The following is a 23146-nucleotide window of genomic DNA, read 5'->3' on the forward strand; positions in this document are numbered from 1 at the left end:
GTCGGACAAACCGGTAGGCGTCCTAACAGGACGCGGGAGGCGGAGTTATACTCCCACCGGGAGGTCAGCATAAACCGGTGCAGTACTCCCGTCCGGGTGGAACTCCCGGGCCGAGGTCCCCTGTCGCCCTGCCCCGCGGGGGCAAATCAAGTATTCGGAAAGGAGGCGAAATCCTGGTCTGGGGGCCGACTTGGCTGGAGATAAAAACAGTCAAGTTTTTTGAACCAGGTTTCAGGGAACATGGGAGAGGAACCGAGATTTTATCGGGAGATTCCGGCTCCAAAAGGGCGGGATCTGATTGACTATATTAAAAATCTGGGGCAATCAGCATCTCAGCCGGCTACGGAGAAAGCCAGACCGGTTACACCGCCGGCTAACCAGGATGCTGGGGTGAGTCCGGGTGCGGGGCGACGCAGTCCGGCTCAGGGATTGTCGGTATCCAAGTTTGAGGAATTGTTTAGCTACCGGCGTCCCGTGTTGCTGGAAGAACTGGAGCGAAAAAAACAAAAGGAAGCGGAAAAAAGGCAAGGGGAAATACTGGCGGCACAGGCAACGGCCATGGAAATGGCCCCGGTTGTGGCGGAGACTATCACAGAATCTTTTCAGGAAGACATGTCCCCTACCCGGCTCTTGACTGACGATGAGTTACTGGCTCTGACCAGCGCCTGGGAAGAACTGGAGGGATGGGATGCTGAAACAGCAGATGGGGAAGAGTCTGAAGAAACAGTAGTGCAGACTGAATCAGAAGAGAAACCGCTTCAGCCGCTAGAGATCAGCAAGGAGGCGGGAGCCAGCTGGCAGGAACCGCAGTCAGTACTGCCTCCTCTGGAGTTTCTTACCTTGCCACCGACAGAACAGACTGCCAACGATGATGATGAGGAAATCCTTCAAAACGCTGCCTTGCTGGAGCAGACTCTGTCTCATTTTGGCATCAAGGCTCAGGTTACCGATTTCAGCCGTGGACCGACCATTACCCGCTATGAATTGCAACCGGCACCGGGGGTTAAGGTCAGCCGGATTGTTGGTCTGGCCGACGATCTGGCCCTCAGTCTGGCGGCAGCCGATATTCGGATTGAAGCTCCCATCCCTGGCAAATCGGCGGTGGGCATTGAAGTACCCAATCGTCAGGCCCGGCCCGTCTATTTTCGCCAGGTGCTGGAGGATCCCCAGGTAAGCAAGCATCCTTCGCCGCTGGCGGTGGCCCTGGGCCAGGATATTGCCGGGGAAACGGTGGTAGCTGACCTGGCCCGCATGCCTCATCTGCTGATTGCTGGTTCTACTGGTTCGGGAAAATCGGTTTGTATGAACACCCTGATTGCCTCCGTCCTCTTCAGAGCCCAGCCCTGGCAGGTCAAGTTCCTGATGATTGACCCCAAGATGGTGGAGCTATCAGTTTACAATGGCATCCCTCACTTGCTGGCTCCGGTGGTAACTGATCCCAAACAGGCTACTGCTGCGCTAAAATGGGTAGTAACTGAAATGGAAAACCGCTATAGCCTGTTTGCTGCCAGTGGTGTGCGCAATCTGGAAAGCTATAATCAGCTGCTGGTATCCCGCCAGGAACAGCCTTTGCCCCTGATTGTGGTGCTGATTGATGAGCTGGCAGACCTGATGCTGGTGGCCTCCAAGGAAGTGGAAGAATACATTTGCCGGCTGGCCCAGATGGCCAGGGCGGCAGGGATACATCTGGTCATCGCTACCCAGCGGCCATCGGTAGATGTAATTACCGGTATTATCAAAGCCAATATCCCTAGCCGTATAGCCTTTGCCGTATCTTCCCAGGTAGATTCCCGCACCATTTTAGATATGGCTGGAGCAGAAAAACTGCTGGGCCGGGGAGATATGCTCTTCTTCCCCCTGGGACAACCCAAACCGCGCCGGGTACAGGGCGCCTTTGTCAGTGACCGGGAGATTGAAAGACTGGTTAACTTCTGGCGCCAGCAAGGCGTGCCTGATTATCTGGTGGGTTTTGGTAGCGAAGACAACAATAATGAAGGCAAAAACCTGGAGGAAGAGGATGAATTGCTGCCGGAAGCTATCCGTCTGGTTATTCAATATGGTCAGGCTTCTGCTTCCCTTTTGCAACGCCGCTTCCGCATCGGGTATACGCGGGCTGCACGGCTCATCGATATCATGGAGCAAATGGGAGTAGTGGGCAGTTATGGAGGCAGTAAACCCCGAGAAGTTTTGATGACAATGGAGGAATTTGAACAGTGGCTCGGGAACGCTTAGACAGGATTCTGGCCCATCTGGGTCTGGGCAGCAGAAAAGAAGTCAAAGGCTTAATTAAGGCTGGCAAGATTACGGTAGACGGGCGGCTAGCCAATGACCCAGGTGAACCCATCGACCCGGAGAGCTGTTGTCTGGCCGTAGATGGCCAGTGCCTTACTTATCGGCGGCATTTTCATTATTTGCTGAACAAGCCGTCTGGTGTGATTACGGCCACTACCGACCGGCGAGAAAGGACGGTGCTGGATCTATTGCCGGCTGAGTGGCGGCGACCGAATCTTTTCCCGGTGGGAAGATTAGATAAAGATACTGAAGGGCTCCTTCTCCTGACTACTGATGGTCAGCTGGCGCATCGCCTGCTAGCTCCCAAACATCATGTGGATAAAACCTATCTGGTGCGGGTGGATGGTCCGCTGGGGGAAAGGGAGCAAAAGGCTATTGAGCAGGGGGTAGAGCTGGAAGATGGCTACCTGACCCAACCTGGCCGGCTGGAGATTCTACGGGCAGAAACTCCGGGAGAAGGGCTGATTACCATCCATGAGGGAAAATATCATCAAATTAAGCGCATGTTCGCAGCTCTGGGACTAAAGGTAATCTATTTAAAGCGAATGAGTATGGGCCCTTTGCAGCTGGATCCGGCACTGGCTCCAGGGGAGGCCCGGCCGCTGACAGCAGCTGAGGAGGCGAGTTTGTATGCTTTCATCCAAACTTGAAGTGAAGGGGCTGACCATTCCGCCCCTTTTTTATAATCTTTCTTTTCAACTTAATGCCGGGGAATGGAAGCTGATAAGTGGTCCTTCTGGTACGGGAAAAAGTACCTTGTTACATTATCTTATCAACTACTGGCAGCCACCAGCAGGAACGATCTGGTTTAATGGCAGGGACATAACTACTATTGATCCGATAAGTTTGAGGCATCAGATGGTTCTGGTGCCGCAGCGGTTTTTTTTATTTCGAGGTACTGTGGCGGAGAATTTGCAAAAACCCCTGCTCTGGCGGGGAAAAAGTTTTAGCTGGTCGACTGCCCGGGACTTGCTGGCTGAATTGGGCTTACCGGAAATTGCGGCGGAGCAACGGGCTGAACTGTTATCGGGTGGGCAACAGCAGAGACTGGCGTTGGCCCGTGCCCTTTTGCTGGAACCAGAAGTGTTGCTCCTGGACGAACCTACTTCAGCCCAGGATGAGGACAATAGTCTCAGAGTGGAAAAAATAATTCGCCGCTATTGTGCCCGGGGAGGAGCCTGCCTCTGGATAAGTCACGATCCCAGGCAACTGGAGCGAATGGGGAATGTTCTCCACTTGAAGCAAGGGGGGGTTTTTCATGAATAACCTGGCCCTGGTACTGGCTTCCAGTCTGGTAATACTGGCTTTGTTCTTATCCAGAGCTTTTCGCCTGGGGCTGGAAAAGGAAATGCTGGCGGGTGTGGGACGAGCAGTAATCCAGCTTCTGGTCATCGGAATGTTACTTAACTGGGTTTTTGCCCGAAACCGCTGGTATTTTACTCTTGCCATGATCGGAATCATGGTTATTGTCGCTGGAGGAAACGCGGCTCGAAGAGGAGAGGGGATACCGCGGGTAAAACGGATAACCATACTGTCCATTGCTACCGGGGTGGCCGTACCGTTGCTGGTATTAGTGCTTACAGGAGCTATTAAAGCTACTCCTAAAGAAATGATTCCCGTGGCCGGAATGCTGGCCGGCAATGCTATGGTAGCCAGCGGATTGGTTTTGAAAAACATGAAAGAGAGCATGGTGCAACAAAGGGAAGAGATAATGAACGCCCTCTATCTGGGTGCTACCATTGCCCAGAGTGTAGCAGAGATTCGCCCCCGGATCATCAAGACGGGGATGCTCCCTACCATTGATGGTTTGCGTACTCTGGGCCTGGTACAGCTGCCAGGCATGATGACCGGGCTGATTCTGGGCGGAGTCTCTCCTCTGGTAGCAGTAAAGTATCAGATTATGGTGGCCTTTATGCTTTTAGGGGCCGTAAGTATTACCAGTATAATGGTGATTTTGCTGGCTTTACCTTCTTTTTTTACTGCGAATGCCAGTTTAAATGAAAATTTACTGAAGGAATTCGGTTCGTAAACGTCGAAATAGTTATCACCGGAAAGTGAAGGTGATAACCGTGAATTTTCAGCAGACTTTACAGCAACTGATAGAGGGCACCAGTAAAGCTGATTTTGCTGCAGCAGAAAAATTGCTGGAACTGACTGCTATTTTAGGGGAGTTTAAATGCCGTTCCTGGCAGATTCATCAGGCCCTGGACCAGTTTGCTGAAGACCCGGATTTGGCCCGGGAATTCAGTCGTCGCCTGATTCTGGCGGGAAGTATACCCAAGACCCGCTGGTGGGCCAAGCGCATAAAACATCTGCGGCGGCAGGGAGATCAGCTGGTGGCCCAGGTTGTGGCGGAAGAAGCGGCCAGCTGGTTGGGACATCCTGAATGGCCGGTTAGGCAGGGAGCAGTAGAGCTTCTGGCGGTAGGCTGCTCTATCCGTGGAGAATGGTTACAGCAGGCTTTGCGGGATTTTCGTGTCTATGTTCGGGGCATGGTTTACCGAATAATTTGTTTTGCTCTGGCCAACCCGGATGTTCAGAAAGTGGAAGGGCTGAGCCGTACTCAGCTTATCGAAATGGTGGAACAGGGGCTGGCGGACCCATCTCCCTATGTGCGGGAAAAGGCTGCCTATTGTCTCAGTTACCTGCCGGAAGTGGATAGTATTGAGCTATTGCAGCCTTTATTATATCAGACTGAGCAGCCATCCCGGGTACGTCTGGCTATTCTCAATGCCCTGATGGAAAATCTGGGGGAAGAGGAACAACGGCATTTGCTCTGGTCTTTGCGGCGGGACCAGCGGCTGGTAATGCGGCTGGCTATCCGGGAAATGGATTGTCAGTTAAGTCGACTGGACCTGGAAGAAGATGAACCCCTGCTGGCCTGGGGACAGTATTATTCTCCCTGGGATTCAGGGAACAAAGAGGCACTGGATCGCTGGTTAGCTATGCTGTTACAATCTGAACCGGCAGGACAGAAAGAAATCATAGGCCTGCTCAAAAGAGCCTGGCAGTTCCACTGGTTAACTGACTGGTTGGATTTTTTGAAGGAAGCCAGTGATAAACAGCTGCAAATACCGGTAGACCTCTGGGAGCTGGTTGGGGAGGAAGCTGTACCGGCATTGCTGGAAATCCTGCGTAAGGAAAAGGATGTGCAGCTGCGCCAGATAGCCATGGCTATCCTGGGACGACTGGGCTGTTATGACGAGCTGGAAAGACATTTGCTGGAGACCAGGAATCCCCCTGACTGGGAGGGGGTACTGGAACAGCTGGCCCGGGAAGGAAATCCCATCAGGTTGAACAACATCAGACCACTCTTAACCAGTTTTGCGCCCAGGGTGATTCTGGCTGCAACCCGTTATTTGCTGGCGATAGACAGTCAACAGCTGAGCCAGTGGCTTAAGGCAGAGCTGTTGCAGCAATTGCTGCAAAATGTAGCAGAAGGTAAAATTTACGGAAAAAACTGGGGAGACCTGGCCCGCTTACTGGCGGCTCTTGCCTGTAAATGGCAGGTGGATTTGCGGCTATTGTTACCCGGTAGTGAGCAGGATAACATTTTATTACAACAGTTCATCCTGGAGGTTTATACCCACCGCAGCTAGGGTGGGTATAACTTTTTCCTGTAATTATGGACAAGAGTTAACGAATATGTTATGGTAAAGCTATTGAAGAGGGTGATAGATTGTTACTACATCTCAGTATGAGTTTAGCGGCGGGTTTAACTATTACTCTGGGTGCGATCCTGGCTTATCAGATTCGCAAGCCGGACCAGAAATTGATGGCAGCTTTTTTGGGTTTTGCCGCCGGGGTAATGGCAGCTTTGATTGGTACAGATCTGTTGCCAGAAGCTATGGAAACAGCAGGCTGGCCGCGGACTATCATCGGTGTTTGCCTTGGCTTTCTTTTCCTGGCCGGTATGGACAGGATTGCCCACCATACCCATGGTTTTGATCCGGAGGTGGAAAAGGAGATAGCCAGCAGCAAAGAACCGGATTGTGGCTGCTGTATCCACCTGGATCATACCAATCTTAACCCGGTCCATTTATGGAAACTGGGGTTCCTGGTGGCTTTAGGAACGGCCTTGCATAACCTGGTTGAGGGATTGACAGTGGGGGTTGGCTTCACGGTTGGGGAACACCTGGGAGAGGCTATTTTGCTGGCTGTAGTCCTGCATAATATTCCTATCGGCATGGCTATTGCCGTGCCCTGGCGTCTGGCCCGGCAGAGCCTGGTGAAAACGATAGCCATGACTTCATTGGTTGGGCTTTTTACCCCCCTGGGAACCTTATTGGGCCTGCTGGCTGATAGCCTGATTGCTCGTTTCGATGGGTTTATTATGGCAGTAGTGGCCGGGACCATGATCTATATCGCCTCCCTGGAGTTGATTCCCAAGTCCTACCGCAATCATCCCTGGTATGGGGCCATTGGGCTGGTAGTAGGGATGTTCACAATTTTTATTGTGCATCAACATTAGGAGAGATGGATATGGGGCAAAATATCCTTTTGTTAATTTTACTGGCTTTAGGGATACTGGGCCGGAATAATACGGTTGCTCTGGCAGCCTGTTTATTACTGGCCTTGCGTTTACTTAAATTGGACAAGCTGTTTCCCCTCATAGAAAAACACGGGCTGGAACTAGGGGTAATAGTTCTGACTATCGGGGTACTGGCTCCCCTGGCCAGTGGGGCGATTTCTCTAGAAACCATCTGGCAAACAGTGCGCAGTTCTTCCGGTTTGCTGGGGATTGCAGTTGGGGTACTGGTTGCCTATCTTGGGGGGCGTGGAGTCCATTTATTATCCGACCTGCCTCAGGCGGCAACAGGGATTATCATCGGTACAGTCATGGGTGTGGCCCTGTTACGGGGGGTACCGGTAGGACCATTGATTGGAGCTGGGATTTTAGCATTATTGCTTCAATATAAGTAGGGGAGGTTGTCATGGTGATTGAATACTTTTATCTACAAGCGGGAGAAAAAGAGTTGATAGGGAATGTGGTGATTGACGAGAGGTTTCCCTTGCCTGTGGTGCAGGAAGACCTTGCTTATATGTTCAATAACGATAAGGGTATTCCCTGGGCTTACTTCATTAAAGGAATGGTATATGTGCTGGCTGAGGAAATCGACCCGGAAAACCACCAGAAATACTGGGAGTTTCTTCAGAATTATGACCCCAACCTGGCGGAAAAACTGGTGGCAGAAGGAGCAAAAGCTGCTGAAAAAGGTGCAAAAGACTGGGCGTTACGCTACTGGCAGGTAGCTGCTCGTCTAGATGGCAATCAGCCGGAGTTGCTCTATAATTATGGCATGTATTTTCTTGAAGAAGCGGCCAGGGCTAATGAAAACAGCAAAAGGGAAGAAATGCTGGAAAAAGCGGAAGAATATCTGGAAAAAGCGATTTGTATTAAAGGAGACTGGGCTCTGCCCTGGTACCGTCTAGGGTTTGTTTATCGTCATCTAGGCGACTGGGCTGAGGCTAAAGAAGCCTGGCAAAAAGCCCGGGAGCTGGGAGTGCCGGTAGAAGTAGAGGCGGAGATTGAACAATTAATCAATGATATCGATAGAATAGAACTGGTAGAATCCCAGTTTAAAAGCGGGCGAGCTTCACTGGCTCAGGGCAAGCTGAAGCAGGCAGCTTTGCTGCTTCAACCCCTGGTAAAAAAATATCCCGACTGGTGGGAAGCAAAATACTACCTGGGGCTGACGTATCGTTATCTAGAGGAATATGATAAAGCGATTGCTGTTTTAAGCGAAACAGTAAAACAGGCTCCCTGGTTCATTTCCGCTTACAATGAGCTGGCTATGTGTCTTTTTGTCCAGGGAGAACTGGAAAAAGCAGCAGATTATCTCTGGTTGGCTATTGCTAAACAACCTAAGGATGCTGGTTTATGGACAAACCTGGGCCTGGTGTATCAGAAGCGGGGTCAGTTGGATGATGCTGCTAAATGTTTCTACAAGGCACTGGAATTTAATCCTAAAGATGCCTTTGCTTTAAATTATCTTGCCGAATTGCCGGAAGAGTATCGCCGACCCTGCTAGGAGGGGAATTATGGCTATACTGCGATTTCGCATTGTCTACCAGGATCGGGTAGGGATTTTGTCTGATATAGCCAGGGAGCTTTCCCTGCAACAAGTTAACATCATTACTCTTGAACTTTCCCCCAATGTTATGTTTATGGAAGCGGAACTGCCGACGGGCCTGGATTTCAGCCGGATTAACCTGCTATTGCATAAGGTGGAAGGAGTCAAGGACGTCGAACTGATTGAGCGCATGCCCCACCAGGAACGGGAATGGCACTTACAGGCCTTGCTGGATTCCATCAGTGATGGTATTCTGGCTATCGATCAGGAGGGCAAAATCGTAACCATTAATCCGGTAGCGGAAACTATTTTCCGCATTAAGCGGCAGGAAGCTCTGGGCCGACCGGTAGCGGAAATTTTAAGCCCGGATATTCCCATGCTCAAATGCTTGCAGGATGGGCAGCCATATTCCCATAAAGAAATGATTCTCAATACCAGGCGGGGGAGATTGCACTTCCTGACTACCGGACGTCCGATTAAAGATGAAAAGGGCCGGGTTATCGGGGTGGTAGCCAGTATCAAGGATATGAGTGAGGTCAGACAGCTGGTTTACTCGGTAACCCAGCCGCCAATGACCACTTTTGCAGATATTCTCAAGACCAGTCCCTCCTTGCGCCCCCTAATCGATTTGGCGCAGACCGTAGCCAGAGGCAATTCCACTATCTTAATCAGGGGGGAGAGCGGTACGGGGAAGGAACTGCTGGCCCGGGCCATCCACATGGCCAGCCGGCGGCGGGGCAAGCCCTTTGTCCCTATTAACTGCGCTGCCCTGCCTGACTCCCTGCTGGAGGCGGAATTGTTTGGCTATGGCGAAGGAGCTTTTACCGGGGCCAAAAAAGGCGGTAAACAGGGGCTATTCGAATTTGCACACCAGGGTACCCTTTTTCTTGATGAAATCGGAGAACTATCTCCCCATCTGCAGGCCAAGCTTTTGCGAGTATTGCAGGAAGGGAGAGTGAGAAGAATTGGGGAGCAAGAGGAAATCCCGGTAGATGTCCGCATCATCTGTGCTACCCATCGCAACCTGGAGGAAATGATTGGAAATGGGCGTTTTCGGGAAGACCTTTACTACCGTTTAAATGTTGTCCCTCTATATTTGCCCCCCTTGCGCGAGAGAAAAGAAGATATCCCCGGTCTGGTGAAAAGCTTTATTGAAAAGTTTAACCAGCGCCTGGACAAAAATGTCCAGGTCATTGAACCTCAGGCTCTGAAGCGGCTGGAGAGTTATGACTGGCCAGGCAATATCCGCGAGCTGGAAAATGTAATTGAAAGGGCTATGAATCTGGCAGCTGGTCCGCGTCTGCAGGAACAGCATATACTCCTGGAAAGAAATCAGGAAGTGCGCTCAACCCTTCCCAGAAACAATTTTGGGGAAATGCGCACTTTGGCTGAAATTGTTGCTGAAGTGGAGAAAGAAGTTATACGTCAGGCCCTCAGTCGGTATAAAAGTGGGCGCCAGGCGGCTAAAGCGCTAGGGCTATCTCACACTGCCTTGCAAAATAAAATCAAGAAATATCAGCTGGCCGATGGCAACTAATCTTGCCATCGGCAATTTACGTTGCCATAATTGGAAACTAATATTGCCAAAATAAAAGAATGGAAACCGGGAACCTTATTAATAAGCTATTCGACAAATCGGCACAATTTTTGCAATAGTAGATGGTGCAGAGATTCAAGGGAGGTATGTTTTTTATGATTATTGGTGTACCCAAAGAGATTAAAAATAATGAAAACCGGGTTGCTATTACTCCGGCAGGTGTCCAGGCAATGGTAGCTGCCGGGCATAAGGTAGTAATTGAAAACAATGCCGGTGCAGGCAGCGGTATTAGCAACGAAGAATACATTGCTGCTGGGGCGGAAATTCTGGCCACTCCTCAGGAAGTATTTGCTGCTGCCGATATGATTATGAAGGTAAAAGAGCCCCTGCCGCAGGAATATGACCTTTTCAAAGAAGGCCAGGTTTTGTTCACCTATCTGCATCTGGCTCCCGAACCGGAACTGACCCGGGCCCTGCTGGCCAGGAAGGTAGTGGGCATTGCTTACGAAACCGTTGAGCTGGACAACCACACCCTGCCCCTCTTGACTCCCATGTCTGAAGTGGCCGGCCGGATGGCAGTGCAAATTGGTGCCCGTTTCCTTGAAAAACCCCAGGGTGGCAAGGGTATCCTGCTGGGCGGTGTGCCCGGGGTACCTGCTGCTGATGTAGTGATTATCGGTGGCGGTGTGGTAGGTACCAATGCTGCCAAGATGGCTATGGGTATGGGTGCTCAGGTAACCATTATTGACAAGAGCGCTGACCGTCTCCGTTACCTGGATGATATTTTCGGTGGCCGCATTAAAACCCTGATGTCTAACTCCTACAACATCGAACGGGCTGTGCGTTTTGCTGACCTGCTCATCGGGGCGGTTCTGATTCCGGGAGCAAGGGCGCCCAAACTGGTTACCGAAGAAATGGTCAAGCAAATGAAACCCGGTTCCGTAATCGTCGACGTAGCCATTGACCAGGGTGGTTCAGTAGAAACTATTGACCGGGTAACCACTCACAGTGATCCGGTTTACGAAAAACACGGTGTGGTTCACTATGCTGTAGCTAACATGCCTGGTGCTGTGGCCCGAACTTCTACTTTTGCCCTGACCAATGTTACCTTGCCGTATGCTCTGGAACTGGCCAACAAAGGCTGGGAAAAAGCTGTACGGGAAAGCAAGCCTCTGGCCCGTGGAGTTAATACTGTCGATGGTAAGCTGACCTATCAGGCAGTAGCTGAGGCTCTGGATCTGCCCTATACTCCTTTGACCGAAGTCTTACCTGGCGTACAACTCTAATAAAAAATAACAGCCCCCATCCCTGCGGATGGGGGCTTTAGGATTCGCATTAAAAAGGTTCGAACCTCCAACTTCGAACCTCGAACTTCGTATATGGGGTGACCGATGGGAGTCGAACCCACGCATGCAGGGGCCACAACCCTGTGCCTTAACCACTTGGCGACGGTCACCATAAATAAATGGCGCGCCCGGCAGGACTCGAACCTGCGACACTCTGCTTAGAAGGCAGATGCTCTATCCAGCTGAGCTACGGGCGCAGTCTATATGCAAATAAAATAAATGGCAGGGGAGACAGGACTCGAACCCGCAACCTACGGTTTTGGAGACCGCCGCTCTACCAATTGAGCTACTCCCCTACATAAATGGCGCGCCCGGCAGGATTCGAACCTGCGACCACCAGATTCGTAGTCTGTTACTCTATCCAGCTGAGCTACGGGCGCATGTTGTATGGAGCGGAAGACGGGATTCGAACCCGCGACCCTCGCCTTGGCAAGGCGATGCTCTACCACTGAGCCACTTCCGCATTGTATAGTTCGCTTGATTATAAACTTCGCATTACTGCGTCAGCTGTCGCTGCGGCATCCTCGACGTACCTCCAGTACGCCTCCGGTGCCTCGCTTCAGCTTCCTTGTACTGCTCGTTTCTAATCAAGCTCAATGAGCAAGCTGACGATTTCGAACCTCGCACCTCGAACTTCGAACTTCGAATAGTGGTGAGCCATGCTGGACTCGAACCAGCGACACCCTGATTAAAAGTCAGGTGCTCTACCTACTGAGCTAATGGCTCACATTGGAAATGGCTGGGGTGGCTGGATTCGAACCAACGCATGGCGGAGTCAAAGTCCGCTGCCTTACCGCTTGGCTACACCCCAGCGGAGATGGCGGAGCAGACGGGATTCGAACCCGCGACCTCCTGCGTGACAGGCAGGCATCCTAGACCAGGCTAGACCACTGCTCCGCGTATGGTGGGCGATGACAGGATCGAACTGCCGACCCCCTGCTTGTAAGGCAGGTGCTCTCCCAGCTGAGCTAATCGCCCATGATGGTGACCCCTACGGGATTCGAACCCGTGTTACCGCCGTGAAAGGGCGGTGTCTTAGACCACTTGACCAAGGGGCCGTTACCGAACTCGTCAGCGACATTTGATAGTTTATCGCATTCCGGCTCACTCTGCAATGGCAAGTAGATTCGATTTTAATAGTTTATTCCCGACATTCTTATATTTTCTCCGAAATACAATGGAATATTCCTCGGCACAAAAAATTTTGCAGAAACTTTTATTGACAAATCCGATGGGAAAACTTAAAATTAAGAAGACGACCTTATCAAGAGTGGTGGAGGGACTGGCCCGATGAAACCCGGCAACCGGCTGGTAAACCAGCGTCCTGGTGCCAATTCCTGTAGATAAGGCGGTTTTGTGCAAACAAGACCTGCCTTGGGCAGGTTTTTTTCTTATCCAAAAGGATAAAGTAAATGGAGGAGGTAGAAGGAAATGCAGCTGGAAACTATTCTGGCTCAGCTAGGGGTTCGCAAGGATCAGGGGACAGGCAGTATTACCATGCCTATCTATCAAACGGCCACTTTTGCTCATCCTGCCCCAGGGCAATCTACCGGTTTTGACTATTCCCGTTCCGGCAACCCTACCCGGCAGGTGCTGGAAGAAGCTATTGCCGCTTTAGAGGGCGGGTGTAGAGGTTTTGCCTTTAGTTCCGGCATGGCGGCTTTGACAGCAGTCTTTCAAATATTTAAGCCAGGAGATAGAATCCTGGTTTGTGATGATTTATATGGCGGTACCTATCGTCTGTTTGAACAAATCCTGCGTCCTCTCGGACTGGCCTTTACCTATCTGGATTTCAGTAATACCAGCGAGGCGGACTGGGAAAACTATGCAGGTCAGGATGTAAAGGCGGTATTTATTGAAACCCCTACTAATCCGTTGATGAAAATCTATCCTTTATCCCGCCTGGCCCAATTCTGTCAGCGGCATCAATTATTATTGCTAGTAGATAATACTTTTATGACTCCCCTGCGCCAGCGACCCCTATTGCTGGGGGCGGATATCGTTATTCATAGTGCCAGCAAATATCTGGGTGGGCACAATGATTTGATTGCAGGCCTGGTCGCAGTCAAGGACCCTGAGCTGGCGGAACGGGTGTATTTTTATCAGAATGCCTGCGGAGCTATACTGGGACCACAGGATAGCTGGTTGTTGCTGCGCGGCCTGAAGACTCTGGCGGTGCGGCTGGAACGGCAGGAGCAAAATGCAGCCGGAATAGCTTCTTATTTAAATAAACACCCGATGGTAAGAAAAGTCTGGTATCCTGGCCTGGCAGAGCATCCGGGAAGAGAGTGGCATTTTGCTCAGGCCAGCGGGCCAGGAGCTATGGTGTCTTTTGAAGTGGAATCAAAGGAGCTGGCATTAGAGGTCTTAAGCAAAATCAGACTTATTTCGTTTGCGGAAAGCTTAGGCGGAGTAGAATCGCTGTTGACTTATCCTGAAACCCAGACCCATGCGGATATCCCGGAAACGGAGAGAAGGAATAGGGGTATTACTGATTGTTTGTTGCGCTTATCAGTTGGCCTGGAGCATCTGGAAGATTTGCTGGCAGATCTGGAACAAGCTCTAGGCGGGGAGGTATAGAAAATGGAACGCGATTTAAAGGAAAAAAGTCTTTACGTTCATGCGGGTCCGCGGGGTGATAAATATACAGGTGCCGTAAATGTCCCTGTTTATCTCACCAGTACCTTTGACCAGGAGGAATTGCCTGCTCGCAAACCCTATGAATACAGCCGGGGCCAGAACCCTACCCGGGAAGCTCTGGAACAGGCTATTGCCAGACTGGAAGGGGGTAAATACGGTTTTGCTTTCAGCTCCGGGATGGCGGCTATCTCTACAGCTCTCTGTTTATTCGCGACCGGGGAGCATGTACTGGTGACGGAAGATTGTTATGGTGGTACTTACAGGATTTTGACCAAATTCTTTGCCCGCTATGGGGTGGAATTTGATTTTGTGGATACTACCGATCTGGAACAGGTAAAAAAGGCGATAAAACCCAATACCAGAGGGATTTTTGTGGAATCGCCCAGCAATCCCCTGATGCGGATTACCGACCTGGCGGCTTTGAGCCAGCTGGCCCGGGAAAAGGGGCTGATTACCCTGATTGATAATACCTTTGCTACCCCTTATTTGCAAAAACCCCTGGCGTTAGGCATTGATGTGGTGATCCACAGTGCGACCAAATACATCGGGGGACATAGTGACCTGCTGGCGGGTCTGATTGTGGTCAATGATGAACAGCTGGCCCGGCAAATCAAGCTGGTTCAGATGGCCTTTGGGGCAGTTCTCAGTCCTTTTGACTCCTACCTGACCTTGCGGGGGCTAAAAACCCTGGCTATTCGCATGGAACAGCAGCAAAGCAACGCCCGGGAACTGGCCCTCTGGCTGCGGGATAGAAAAAAGGTGAAAAGGGTGTATTATCCCGGCTTCAGCGACCATCCCGGTGCGGAAATTCACCAGCGCCAGGCCCGGGGACCAGGAGCAGTGATCACCATTGACCTGGGCAGTGAAGAAGAAGCCATTGCCTTTATTAATTCTACCAGCATTCCGGTCATCGGGCCTAGTTTGGGCGGAGTAGAAACCATTATCACCCATCCTTTTTCCATGTCCCATGCCGGTATTCCGGCGGAAATCAAGAACCGGCTGGGAATTACGCCGGGACTGGTGCGAATTTCGGTAGGGATAGAAGAAGTTGAGGATTTGAAACAGGATTTTTCAGCTCTGGACCGATAATTGCAATTATTTTTAGTCACGTGTCTGCCAGAAAAAACTCCCCTGAACTTTCTGTTCAGGGGAGCCTTGTTAGCTCTCAAATAACACATTGGCATTATAACCGGAACCGCCCGTTTGCCGCATCAGGTCTTTGAAAGTCTTGGGCTGAACGGTACGGATGGGAATTTGTTTGCCGCAGACCGAGCAAATAATGCGCCGTTTCCCCGAAATCGGCTCTCTCTTGGTGATGAGTGTGTCCATTGAGACATGAAGAAATCCACATTTGCATTCCAGTTCCATATATTACACCCCCAAATGAAAAAGCCTTTCCAGGAAGCCTCCAATGGAAAGGCGGAGCAGTCTGTGGCTCTCTATCTCTTTCCAGCTTCGGCAACCTGGCAATCATAGCCTCCGGAGCGAGGCCTTAGACCCATGGCTTTGCGCCCCCACCTTTCGATGGGTTTGCCTTTATCGACTGTGTGTAGTATTTCACTTATTAATTTAGCACTATTTGTAACAAGTGTCAACTCTTAATTGGTGAAAAATGACGAAAAAACTCAAATGGCTTGCCAAGGCAGGGTTTAACTGTTAAAATTATTTAGGGAAAATCAATAATGTGAGGAGGATATTCTAATGGCTAAGCATATTAAAACTCTGGCTGTAAAAAATCTGCAAAATACCGTTAAAACCGGGGGTTGTGGCGAATGCCAGACCAGCTGTCAATCAGCTTGCAAAACTTCCTGCACAGTTGGTAACCAGGTTTGTGTAAGATAAAGAAAGGGCCTGACCTCACCTGCGGGGTCGGGTTTTTTACTGTCTAATGCTGTTTAATGAGGTGGTAGACATTGTTGCATAAATTTACCCTCTTTGGCAGTAGGATTGTCTATGATGTGGCTTCCGGCTCCGTCCATGTAGTGGACGAGCTGACCTGGCGGATTCTGGACTACTGGCCGGTTGCAAGTCGGGAGGAGATTGGAGCCAAATTAGGGCAGGAATATAGCCAGGAAGAAATCGAGGAAGCGGTCCGGGAGCTGGAGGAATTAAAAAAGGAGGGTCTATTGCTGGCAGAGGACCAGGCTCCGGCTGCTTTGCATTTGCGCCAGCAATCGGTAGTAAAGGCCCTTTGTCTCCATGTGGCCCATGACTGCAATTTGCGCTGCCGTTATTGTTTTGCCGGCACCGGGCCTTTTGGCGGGGACCGTACTCTGATGAAGGAGGAAACAGGGCGTCAGGCCATTGACTTCTTGCTTAAAGCCAGCGGAAAGCGGCAGCAGGTGGAAATTGACTTCTTTGGCGGGGAGCCGCTGCTGAATTTTCCGGTAGTCAAAAACCTGGTGGCATACGGCAAAGAGGCGGCCGCGGCAGCCGGGAAGAAAATCAAATTTACTTTGACTTCCAATGCCCTGTTGCTAACTGAAGAAATTGAACGGTGGTTGAATGAAGAGGAAATGGCAGTGGTTCTAAGCCTGGATGGGCGTCCGGAGGTCCATGATCGCATGCGCCCCCGGCTGGATGGCAGTGGTTCTTACCAGCGTACTGTTGACCATATCCTGCGTTTTGTTAACAGCCGTAACCAGGAAAATTATTATGTGCGGGGAACTTTTACCGGCTTACAACCGGATTTTGCGGCAGATGTCATTTACATGGCTGACCTGGGGATTAAACACCTGTCGGTAGAACCGGTAGTAGGGGCGCCGGAAGAGGATTATGCCCTGAAGGAAGAGTATCTACCACAATTGCTGGCAGAATATGAACGGCTGACAGAGGAGTTTTTGCGGCGCCAGGAAACAGGGCAGCCCTTTACCTTTTTCCATTTCAACCTGGATCTAACGGGTGGCCCTTGTCTGGCCAAACGGCTATCCGGTTGTGGTGCGGGCCATGAATATCTGGCCTGCGACCCGGAGGGCAACCTCTACCCCTGTCATCAATTTGTCGGCAATAAAGATTTCTGGCTGGGAACAGTAGATACAGGAGTAGAAAAACCGGAGCTGGTCCAGCGTTTTCAGGAGGCCCATGTCTTCAACAAGCAGAAATGTCAGAATTGCTGGGCCCGCTATTTATGCAGCGGTGGTTGCCATGCCAGCAACTACCACAGCCATGGCCATTTGCTGGAACCATATGAAATGGGATGTGCCCTGGAAAAGAAGAGACTGGAATGCGCTATTTATATTCAGCTAAAAACTGCAGGTCTTGTTTAAATTTTAAAGAAAAGGTGTCAATAACTTGTGAAAATGTCACCCCAAAATAGGGTTAATTATCGTCACAAAATGTCACACCCTGCTAAGAACCTAACCGGGCTTTGGCAATTGTAGTTATTACGTTCGGTTAAGTCAAGGGTAAAGTGAACGGGCTTCGCCCGCCCTTGACTTAACCTCACTTCATAACTTTTGGCAAATCAAGCCCGGTTAAGGTTCCTAAAAATTAGATCCAGGCAAAGCTAAGCATACTTTCGGAGAAATATCTCTTCAAGCATTTTTAATATATCCCTGTCACTGTCTTCGTAGGTAAGTCTTTTAACCAGATTGTGTCCATACTTAAAGTAATGCGTATCTGGAGGTATATAGGGCTTTCTTTCAGTAGCTTCAGTTTTTGGCTTTTGCGTCTTTTGTGGCTTAACATAGGGGATCGTTTCAAATACAGTGTTTTTGTATTGCACTTTTACACCAAAAACCGGACTTATTAATACATCTATCTTCGTACGTGGCGGAATAGGATTGGTTTCTTTATAGATAACCTTAAAATGCCTGTTATAGAAAGAAAATACGCCCCCATTATCGATAGTTCTTTTTTGTTTAACACATAGTATATGGCCAATATCAATGTTTTGGTCAAGCGCCCTATAAGCAGTTTCTGGCTCTAAAGCTTTCACTGCAAACTGACTGTTAAATTTCTCTATATATTGAGATAGGAACTCATTAGCTTCATCAATAGTGGTAATACCGGCTATTTTGAATTCAACGGGGAGCCTGCTTTGAAGCGTTTCCCATAGTCGCTCTACTCTACCTTTGGCCTGGGGTGAACGTGCTGGAATAAGGGTTATACCTAGCTCTTTCATAGCTCTGCCAAACTGGGTGTCGTTAACAACTTTGCCTTGCAATTGCTCCTCAATCGTAAGCCTTGAAGCGTTTTGGGAGAGAAAAATTGAGTGTCTGTCTGCATAGATACTTGCTGGAATACCGTGTTTGTTAACGATTTGCCAGGTTACCTCAAAATATCCTTGCAAGCATTCATTCTTGGCCAGGTAGAGTCCTACTATTTTCCCGGTGGCATCGTCAATTGCACCATGGAGAGCAAACTTTTCATTAGTGCCAAACCATTCAAAAGGAGTGGCATCCATTTGTATAAGGAGGCCTTCCTGAGGCCTTCTCTTTCTGCGGCGATGAGGTTTAAATCTCCTTCGTTTCTTAGGACTGTTAATGCCTGCTTTGGTCAAAATAGTGTGGAGACAGGAATAACTTATGGCTATTTCCTCGTGCACCTCCAGAAGCTCCATAAAGTGCTTGAAATTGGCGTTCTTGTACTTATCGGACTGTTTCAATAAGATAATCTTGCTTTTAAGCTCGTCAGTGAGCGCATGCTGCGGCTTACGACCTGTATTTTTATGGATAAGGAACGCCGGCCCTTGTTCCATCACTCCTTTTTTAAGGCGCTTAATCTGGCGTTCACTTAGACCTAAGCTCATAGCTGCTTCACTGATTGATAGTTTCCCATCAATTAAGGAAGAAATTACCTTGTACCTATTTAGTTGTTTTTGTGTCATTAGATAACGCACCTCGTTTCTCATAGTGACATTTTATCAAAATACTTTACAAGGTGACATTATCACAAGATAATCACAAAATTTTAAAGAAAAGGTTGGCTGGATAGTTAAAATATGATATAATAGAAAAGCCATGTTTATCTTTTGCGGACTGCAGTGGATGAGCAGGGAAAGGAGGGGCCATGCAGAAAGAGCTTGCAACCAAACAGCAAAATGGCAACTGGCTGGGGGTTGTGCTGGGCCTGGCACTGGTAGCCAATGTCCTGGCAGCCTGGCAAACTGATGATAGAATTAAAGCTTTTGCAGTAGAAATCGATGGGAAGCAAGTAGCAGTGGTAGAAGAACGCCAGCAGGCAGACCGCTTGATCAAGCAGTTGATCAAAGAACGCCAATTAAGGGGAGAGGCTTCTCATCAGCCGGTGATTGTCTATGAACCGGTAAAGGCAAGAAAAGAGGAATTGACTGCAGCTGACCGGCTGCAACGAATTTTACAGGAACAGTTGTTGCCGATCCGGGCCGCATATGGAATCGAAATCAACGGCCGGGTGGAAGTGGTTCTGCCAACCCGGGAAGAGGCGGAAAAAGTACTGACTCTATTGCAGCAACAGGCCAATGGCGGTATGAAAGGCACAGTAGTGTCCAGTCAAATTAAAGAAAAGATTGCGGTTGTTAAAACAGTAGCAGCCAGTGGTGAGCTGGTCACGGCTCCGGAAGCGGCTCGAATCCTGCTGCAAGGGCGGACAGAAATCAAGGAATATACCGTTAAGGAAGGGGATAGTCTCTGGCTGATTGCCCGGCGCTATGACTTAAGGGTGAAAGACATCCGGGCGTTGAATCCGGAGATTACCGGTGAATTCGTCGATGTGGGCCAGGTCATCAAACTGGCCAAAGTTGAACCCCTGGTACATATTGAAACCAGGCTACGGACTCAGATTGTCGAGAACATTCCGGCTCCTGTTAAGGTGGAAATGAAACGGACCTTGCGCCGGGGGGTAGAAAAGGTAGTTCAGGAAGGTAAACCGGGTAAACAGGTTAAACAGGTGGAAACGGTATTTATTAATGGGGTACCGGTAGGACAAAAACTGGTAGCCAGCCGGATTGTGGAAAATCCTCGCCCCAGAGTTATTTACAAAGGCGGACGGGGAGGGAGTTATATGATTGCCTCCCGGGGTAACGTGGGCAGTGACTTGCTCTGGCCTACTCGTGGTCCGATCTCTTCTCCCTATGGTGAACGCTGGGGTCGGATGCATACCGGAATAGATATTGATGGCAGTACCGGCAACCCTGTTTATGCTGCTGAAGATGGAGTGGTTATTCAGGCTGGCTGGTATGCTGAATACGGTAAGTTCATAGCGATTCGCCATGACAATGGACTGGTTACCCGTTATGGCCACCTATCTTCCATAGATGTAACCGAAGGCCAGCGGGTCAGCCGGGGTGAATATATAGGTGCTGTAGGTTCAACTGGCCGCAGTACTGGTTCTCATCTCCATTTTGAGGTACTGAAAAACGGTGATTTCCAGAATCCTCTTGCATATTTGCGCTAAACTACAAAACCAGGGACTGCCCTGGTTTTGTTCTTTTTCGGGGTTTACCTGAACAAAAATTTTAATATACTATACGGGGGTATACTTGACAAAAGAGATTTTTCGTAAGAAAATAAAGGTAGCGAAAATACAGGAAAGTGAAAGAGGGATGAAAAATGGCCAATACTGTGTATGATATTATCATCATCGGAGGGGGGCCGGCAGGGTTGACGGCTGCCCTCTATGGAGCCCGCTCCAATCTGAAAGTGCTGGTAATCGAAAAAATGATGCCCGGTGGGCAGGCTGCCATTACGGAAAGCATTGAAAATTATCCTGGTTTTCCCCAGGGCATTGCCGGTTTTGAACTGGGCATGAAATTGCATGAACAGGCCGGACGTTTTGGTGCTGAAATGGTAGTGGAAGAAGTGGTGGAACTGCAACTGGCCGGCCAGCCCAAGGTGGTCAAAACCACCCAGAATACTTATGAGGCTAAAGCGGTAATTCTGGCTACTGGGGCCAAAAACCGCGCCCTGGGTTGTCCGGGGGAAGAACAATTCCGGGGCCGGGGAGTTTCTTATTGTGCCACCTGTGATGGAGCCTTTTTCACCGGCAAAAAGGTGGTAGTAGTAGGTGGCGGCAACTCCGCAGTGGAGGAAGCGGTGTACCTGACCAAGTTTGCGGAAAAGGTAACCATTATCCACCGTCGGGATACTTTGCGGGCTGACAAAGTAGTACAGGAAAAGGCTTTTAATGAACCAAAGATCGATTTTCTCTGGAATAAAGTAGTGGTGGAAATCACCGGGCAGGATCAGGTAACAGGGGTAGTGGTTCAGGATACGGTGACCGGAGAAAAATCTACTGTAGCCACTGATGGGGTTTTCGTCTTTGTCGGCATGGAGCCCCAGACTGCTCTGGTAGCAGGACAGGTGGAACTCACTGAAGATGGCTATATTCGGGCCGATGAAAGCACTGCTACCAATTTGCCGGGGGTTTTTGCTGCCGGAGATGTGCGCAAAAAACCCCTGCGCCAGGTGGTAACAGCCGTAGCTGATGGAGCGGTAGCAGCCATGGCTGCTGAAAAATATGTCGAAAATTTGAAATAGATCAGGCCTGGCAGGAATCTGCCTGCCGGGGTAGAATATAACCTGTGGGAATTTTACCACAGGAAGGAGAATGTCTGGTGCCAAAGCCAAAACACCGGAAAAAGCCAAAGGTCGTGAAACAGGATGGGCTGGTTGGTACTGCGCCTACCGGGAACAAAAAGAAAGATCACTGGGTTATTCTGGCCATCTTTACCATTGCAGCCCTGATCGGGGCCATCCTGTTACCGGCAATATTCAACCGGGGGCAAGCCCAGCTGGGCGGCAGAGGAGTTAATATCAGCCAGCAGGAAGAGATAGTTAAGAAAAACCCTCAGGATATTGATGCCAAGGATGCGCTGGGGACTGCCTATTTCAACCAGGGCAGCAGCAAATTGCAGGCCGGGGACCAGAAAGGGGCCCAGCAGGATTTGCAACGGGCAATCGCTCTTTTCAATGATGTACTCAAAGTCAAGCCCCAAAAAATCGAAACCCTGGGTGACCTGGCCACAGCCTATTATTATACTGGCGATACGGTTAAAGCCATAGAACTGGCCCAAAAGGCCCTCAGTATTAATCCCGATTTTACTCCGGCGCGCTTGAACCTGGCTATCTACCTCAGCAGCCAGGGCAAATACCAGGAAGCGATAAATGAGCTGAAGAAAATCCCCGCTACCAGCCCGGATTATGCCACAGCTCAGGCGCGGATTAAGGAATATCAGCAGGCTCTGACCCAGCCTGCCCCTTCCGGAACAGGAAGCGCTGGAACGGGCAGCAGCACTACAGGAACAGGCGGTACTCCGGTTCCCGGTCCGGCACCGGCTCCCACACCGGCTAAACCGGCTCAATAAGGATTTTCACCTCTGCCTTTCAGGGCAGAGGTTTTTTCTTGCCATAACTTACCGGGACCGCAAATAGCATATAAATTGTATAATAGAGGAGGAGAAAGAGTTAAAGGGAGAGATTAATATGCCGATTTTAGATACTAATCTTTATTACTGGCGGGGATTGCTGGCTGGTCTTGCCCTTTGTTTGCTAGGGCTGGTTTTGGTCTGGTGGCCTCAACCAAAACAGGGACTTTACCTGATTTTGCAGCAGCTACTCAAGGCCAAACTGGTCTGGGAGACCAGAGATTGGCGGGAAATTGAAGGGGAGCATTTTCGCATTCGCTATCAGGGCGATGCGGAAGGAGCTGATGAAGCCCGATTGGTTTTGCAGACTGCGGAAAAATTTTATCCTTCGCTTCTGAAAAAGTTTCATATTTCAGGAATAGAGGGAAAAACCCTGGTAGTCATTTTCCCCGACAAAGACAGCCTTAATCGTTCTTTTGGCTGGGGTGGGGATCAGGGGACTATGGGTGTCTACTGGGCAGGTACGATTCGGGTGCTGGCTCCGCAGCAATGGGCACAGGCAGAGGAGGATTTTGTGGTCAATGGACCTATGGCTCATGAATTTGCCCATTTGCTGGTGGATAAACTGACTCTGGGCAATTATCCCCGCTGGCTGACGGAAGGGATTGCCCAGCAACTGGAATATGAATTGACCGGTTTTGAATTTAAGGCCAGGTCAGGCTCTCATTCCTGGTATCCGGTAGAAATGATGGATGGACAGTTTGACAGCTTGCCTGATCAGGAGCTGGCCTATATCCAGGCCCGGCAAATGGTCAGGTTCATGGAGGAAAGATATGGCGAAAAAGCCTGGCGGCGCCTGTTGCCATATCTCGGTCAGGGCTGGCCTTTTAGCTGGGCCTGGTACAAAGCTTTTGGCGAAAATTTTGCTGATTTTTCCCGGGCATTTATAAGCACCGATCAAGCTGGGTAAACT

20 protein-coding genes, 10 tRNA genes and 2 riboswitches are annotated in these 23146 nt (G+C 50.0%); of the genes, 18 read left to right on the forward strand and 12 right to left on the reverse strand.

Annotated features, from left to right (window positions below):
• The first annotated feature begins 240 nt into the window (after window positions 1–240).
• The 10 genes from CTH_RS01215 (at window position 241) to ald (ending at window position 11189) form a co-directional block, all read left to right on the forward strand.
• The gene (locus CTH_RS01215; RefSeq protein ID WP_107754230.1) at window positions 241–2232 is read left to right on the forward strand and encodes a DNA translocase FtsK; all 1992 of its coding nucleotides are present in this window, start codon (window positions 241–243) and stop codon (window positions 2230–2232) included.
• Window positions 2214–2942: a pseudouridine synthase gene (locus tag CTH_RS01220; protein WP_078666609.1), complete on the forward strand. Its 729-nt coding sequence runs from the start codon at window positions 2214–2216 to the stop codon at window positions 2940–2942. The genes CTH_RS01215 and CTH_RS01220 overlap by 19 nt, the downstream gene beginning before the upstream one ends.
• Window positions 2923–3558 carry an ABC transporter ATP-binding protein gene (locus CTH_RS01225; protein ID WP_078666610.1) on the forward strand — a complete coding sequence of 212 codons (636 nt, stop codon included), beginning with the start codon at window positions 2923–2925 and terminating at the stop codon, window positions 3556–3558. The genes CTH_RS01220 and CTH_RS01225 overlap by 20 nt, the downstream gene beginning before the upstream one ends.
• Window positions 3551–4321, forward strand: coding sequence for an ABC transporter permease (locus tag CTH_RS01230; protein ID WP_078666611.1), 771 nt, complete (start codon window positions 3551–3553; stop codon window positions 4319–4321). Before CTH_RS01225 ends, CTH_RS01230 begins: the two co-directional genes overlap by 8 nt.
• Before the next feature lie 40 nt (window positions 4322–4361).
• A complete protein-coding gene (locus CTH_RS01235; RefSeq protein ID WP_078666612.1) occupies window positions 4362–5891 on the forward strand; it encodes a HEAT repeat domain-containing protein in 1530 nt (509 codons plus the stop codon).
• An 80-nt stretch (window positions 5892–5971) separates the two neighbouring features.
• Window positions 5972–6763: a ZIP family metal transporter gene (locus tag CTH_RS01240; protein ID WP_143311875.1), complete on the forward strand. Its 792-nt coding sequence runs from the start codon at window positions 5972–5974 to the stop codon at window positions 6761–6763.
• Window positions 6764–6774: 11 nt separating this feature from the next.
• Entirely contained in the window at window positions 6775–7215 is a 441-nt protein-coding gene (locus CTH_RS01245) for a DUF441 domain-containing protein (protein WP_242946631.1), read from the forward strand.
• A gap of 14 nt (window positions 7216–7229) precedes the next feature.
• The gene (locus CTH_RS01250; RefSeq protein ID WP_159073787.1) at window positions 7230–8324 is read left to right on the forward strand and encodes a tetratricopeptide repeat protein; all 1095 of its coding nucleotides are present in this window, start codon (window positions 7230–7232) and stop codon (window positions 8322–8324) included.
• A 10-nt stretch (window positions 8325–8334) separates the two neighbouring features.
• A complete protein-coding gene (locus CTH_RS01255) occupies window positions 8335–9903 on the forward strand; it encodes a sigma-54 interaction domain-containing protein (protein WP_079933385.1) in 1569 nt (522 codons plus the stop codon).
• Window positions 9904–10058: 155 nt separating this feature from the next.
• Window positions 10059–11189: an alanine dehydrogenase gene (gene ald, locus CTH_RS01260; RefSeq protein ID WP_078666617.1), complete on the forward strand. Its 1131-nt coding sequence runs from the start codon at window positions 10059–10061 to the stop codon at window positions 11187–11189.
• 94 nt (window positions 11190–11283) lie between these two features.
• On the opposite strand, the gene CTH_RS01265 is transcribed toward ald, so the two are convergent.
• The 10 genes from CTH_RS01265 to CTH_RS01310 form a co-directional block, all read right to left on the reverse strand.
• A tRNA-His gene (locus CTH_RS01265) sits at window positions 11284–11359 on the reverse strand.
• A 10-nt stretch (window positions 11360–11369) separates the two neighbouring features.
• A tRNA-Arg gene (locus tag CTH_RS01270) sits at window positions 11370–11446 on the reverse strand.
• Between the two features lie 23 nt (window positions 11447–11469).
• Window positions 11470–11545, reverse strand: a tRNA-Trp gene (locus CTH_RS01275).
• Window positions 11546–11552: 7 nt separating this feature from the next.
• Window positions 11553–11629: transfer RNA gene (locus CTH_RS01280), tRNA-Arg, on the reverse strand.
• A gap of 8 nt (window positions 11630–11637) precedes the next feature.
• Window positions 11638–11712: transfer RNA gene (locus tag CTH_RS01285), tRNA-Gly, on the reverse strand.
• A 187-nt stretch (window positions 11713–11899) separates the two neighbouring features.
• Window positions 11900–11975: transfer RNA gene (locus tag CTH_RS01290), tRNA-Lys, on the reverse strand.
• A 10-nt stretch (window positions 11976–11985) separates the two neighbouring features.
• A tRNA-Gln gene (locus tag CTH_RS01295) sits at window positions 11986–12060 on the reverse strand.
• A gap of 7 nt (window positions 12061–12067) precedes the next feature.
• Window positions 12068–12146, reverse strand: a tRNA-Asp gene (locus CTH_RS01300).
• 5 nt (window positions 12147–12151) lie between these two features.
• Window positions 12152–12227, reverse strand: a tRNA-Val gene (locus CTH_RS01305).
• Window positions 12228–12231: 4 nt separating this feature from the next.
• Window positions 12232–12307 (reverse strand) — tRNA-Glu (locus tag CTH_RS01310).
• 200 nt (window positions 12308–12507) lie between these two features.
• A riboswitch (SAM riboswitch) is annotated at window positions 12508–12599 on the forward strand.
• A gap of 81 nt (window positions 12600–12680) precedes the next feature.
• Between CTH_RS01310 and CTH_RS01315 the strand changes: the two genes are divergently transcribed.
• Entirely contained in the window at window positions 12681–13829 is a 1149-nt protein-coding gene (locus CTH_RS01315) for a trans-sulfuration enzyme family protein (RefSeq protein ID WP_107752766.1), read from the forward strand.
• 3 nt (window positions 13830–13832) lie between these two features.
• Window positions 13833–14978 carry a trans-sulfuration enzyme family protein gene (locus tag CTH_RS01320; RefSeq protein WP_079933384.1) on the forward strand — a complete coding sequence of 382 codons (1146 nt, stop codon included), beginning with the start codon at window positions 13833–13835 and terminating at the stop codon, window positions 14976–14978.
• Between the two features lie 69 nt (window positions 14979–15047).
• On the opposite strand, the gene CTH_RS01325 is transcribed toward CTH_RS01320, so the two are convergent.
• Entirely contained in the window at window positions 15048–15257 is a 210-nt protein-coding gene (locus CTH_RS01325) for a hypothetical protein (RefSeq protein WP_078666659.1), read from the reverse strand.
• 86 nt (window positions 15258–15343) lie between these two features.
• Window positions 15344–15434: riboswitch (cyclic di-GMP riboswitch) on the reverse strand.
• Window positions 15435–15590: 156 nt separating this feature from the next.
• Here CTH_RS01325 and scfA point away from each other — a divergent pair.
• On the forward strand, window positions 15591–15731 hold the full coding sequence (gene scfA / locus CTH_RS01330) for a six-cysteine ranthipeptide SCIFF (protein WP_078666660.1): 141 nt from the start codon (window positions 15591–15593) through the stop codon (window positions 15729–15731).
• 74 nt (window positions 15732–15805) lie between these two features.
• Window positions 15806–17155 carry a thioether cross-link-forming SCIFF peptide maturase gene (gene scfB / locus CTH_RS01335; protein WP_318262721.1) on the forward strand — a complete coding sequence of 450 codons (1350 nt, stop codon included), beginning with the start codon at window positions 15806–15808 and terminating at the stop codon, window positions 17153–17155.
• Window positions 17156–17394: 239 nt separating this feature from the next.
• On the opposite strand, the gene CTH_RS01340 is transcribed toward scfB, so the two are convergent.
• Window positions 17395–18717, reverse strand: a complete 1323-nt coding sequence (locus tag CTH_RS01340) for an ISNCY family transposase (protein ID WP_107752771.1) — start codon at window positions 18715–18717, stop codon at window positions 17395–17397.
• A 182-nt stretch (window positions 18718–18899) separates the two neighbouring features.
• Here CTH_RS01340 and CTH_RS01345 point away from each other — a divergent pair, with 182 nt between their 5' ends.
• The 4 genes from CTH_RS01345 to CTH_RS01360 all read left to right on the forward strand — a co-directional run bounded on the left by CTH_RS01345 (window position 18900) and on the right by CTH_RS01360 (window position 23143).
• Window positions 18900–20264 carry a peptidoglycan DD-metalloendopeptidase family protein gene (locus CTH_RS01345; protein WP_078665427.1) on the forward strand — a complete coding sequence of 455 codons (1365 nt, stop codon included), beginning with the start codon at window positions 18900–18902 and terminating at the stop codon, window positions 20262–20264.
• 155 nt (window positions 20265–20419) lie between these two features.
• Window positions 20420–21346, forward strand: a complete 927-nt coding sequence (gene trxB, locus CTH_RS01350) for a thioredoxin-disulfide reductase (RefSeq protein ID WP_078665426.1) — start codon at window positions 20420–20422, stop codon at window positions 21344–21346.
• Between the two features lie 77 nt (window positions 21347–21423).
• The gene (locus CTH_RS01355; protein WP_159073788.1) at window positions 21424–22173 is read left to right on the forward strand and encodes a tetratricopeptide repeat protein; all 750 of its coding nucleotides are present in this window, start codon (window positions 21424–21426) and stop codon (window positions 22171–22173) included.
• Between the two features lie 118 nt (window positions 22174–22291).
• Window positions 22292–23143, forward strand: coding sequence for a peptidase MA family metallohydrolase (locus tag CTH_RS01360; RefSeq protein ID WP_078665424.1), 852 nt, complete (start codon window positions 22292–22294; stop codon window positions 23141–23143).
• Window positions 23144–23146: the final 3 nt, after the last annotated feature.

This window comes from Carboxydocella thermautotrophica, from assembly GCA_003054495.1.
In the GTDB taxonomy this organism is placed as follows: domain Bacteria; phylum Bacillota.